The organism is Corallococcus llansteffanensis (genome assembly GCF_003612055.1).
GTDB lineage: Bacteria > Myxococcota > Myxococcia > Myxococcales > Myxococcaceae > Corallococcus > Corallococcus llansteffanensis.
In genome coordinates, this window is sequence record NZ_RAWB01000964.1 from 1 (window position 1) to 1815 (window position 1815).

Here is a 1815-nt window from a genome sequence, read left to right on the forward strand (position 1 = left end):
GTATCGCCGCCATCCTCAACGGCTATCCCACCTGGGAAGGCGACCCTGGCGCCTACTGGACCTTCCCCTCGGGTAGCTATGACTACTCGAAGGTGTACCTGCCCCTGCGTGGGCAGTTCGACGCGGGCTCCGAAGCCACGGATTGCATCATCCAGAGCATCCTTCCGGGCAGCAAGGCGCGCCTGACGCTGAAGACCAACGGCGGCTTCTGTGTGACCTCGGCCCCCATCCAGTCGATCTTCGCGGGAGCCGTGGGCTACCGGGCGTATGACTTCAACGCCCTGCTGGACTTCTCCCTGGTGCCCCTGGAGTGCCCCATGGAAACCATCATCAACGAGGAGGTGAAGGCCAACCTCACCGTGGCGGTGCAGGCCGACTGCGGGCGCAAGGACGCGGGCGGCAACCCGGTGCTCGACCTGCGCACGAAGACCGTCGCCGTGTTGGAGAACATCTTCTATCTCAACTCCTGCCTCGCGGCCGGCACGCCGGTGGTGCGCGCGGACGGCCAGCGCGTGCCGGTGGAGTCCATCGCCCCGGGTGACAAGGTGCAGTCCGAAGGCGGCAAGGTCCTGACCGTCGTGGACGTCAGCCGCGGCGCCGAGGACAAGCCCCTCGTCCACCTGCGTGACGAGCGCGGACAGGAAGTCCGGCTGACGTCCACGCACCCGGTGGTGACGGCGGCGGGCAAGGTGCTGCCGGCCTCGCGGGTCAAGGTCAACGACCGCCTGCGCACCCGCCTGGGCATCACCCGCATCACCTCCGTGACGCCGGTCGCCTACGAGGGCCAGGTGTTCAACCTGAAGCTCGGCACCGAGGCGGAGCTCGCCCGCCTCCAGCCGAACGAGCAGACGTTCTTCGCCGGCGGCTTCCTGGTGGGTGACAGCGCGACCCAGGTGCGGATGGAGACGGACGCGAAGCAGCCGCTGGCGCGTGCGCTGCCCCGGGCGTGGAAGGCGGACTTCCGCAACTCGCAGGCCCGCGCCCGCTAGGTCGCGCTTCCGGACTCCGCCCCTGGAGGGGCGGAGTCGCGTGGCTCACCCCGCCTCGCGCTCCGCGGTGTCCTCGCCGTCCAGGTCCACGACGGCGGGGCCATCCTGGAAGGCGCTGGGCAGCAGGCTGAAGGGCAGCACCTTCGCCAGGGCCGCCAGGAGCAGGATGCCTCCAGGCGCGGCGAAGATGGCGAGCGCGGGGATGGCCTTCGCCACGTCGATGAGCTGGGCGCGCATGCGCTGGCGCTCGTCGTCGGTGAGCTTCTGGCGCCGCGCCGCCTTGGTGAGCAGCACCGCCAGGTCGCCCGTCTCGCGCGCTTCCTGCATCAGCCGGTGGAAGTTCTTCTCCAGCGTCTCCTGCATGCCGGAGATGAGGTCCTCGCCCATGGCGCCCGCCGCGTCCGACACGGTGAAGACATCCACCAGCGAGCGGTGCCGCGCGTAGAACTCCGCCATCTCCAGCTCCAGCCGGTGCAGCTCCGTCTGGGGCACGTGCAGCGCGCGCGCCAGCTTGTCGATGAAGACCCGCTCCCGCCGCGTCCGCTGCCCGTCCACCAGCGCCGCCAGCAGCGTCTGCTCCAGCAGCAGGTGGCGCATGTCCACGCTGCGCACCTGGCGCACCACGTCCCGCACGTCGCGCTTGCGCTCGAAGGACTGGCGCACCGCGGCCTTCACCTCGCCCTCCAGCGCGTGCGGCAGGCGCAGGCCCTCCACCTGCCGGAGGATGGCGCGGCGCGCGGGGGGGCCCGGCTCCCGGTCCACGCACGCGAGCGCGGTGAGGACATCCACCAGCAGCGCCTTCTGCCGCGCCGCGAAGTCCAGCCGC

2 protein-coding genes are annotated in these 1815 nt (G+C 70.9%); one reads left to right on the forward strand and one right to left on the reverse strand.

Annotation, left to right across the window (positions count from 1 at the left end; translation table 11 throughout):
- Nucleotides 1-989: Hint domain-containing protein (locus tag D7V93_RS45630; protein ID WP_244237838.1), on the forward strand; the 989-nt coding region annotated here is incomplete at its 5' end.
- 45 nt (nucleotides 990-1034) lie between these two features.
- Here D7V93_RS45630 and D7V93_RS42520 read toward each other — a convergent pair.
- The coding region (locus D7V93_RS42520) for a TerB family tellurite resistance protein (RefSeq protein ID WP_208723345.1) at nucleotides 1035-1815 on the reverse strand (781 nt) is incomplete at its 5' end.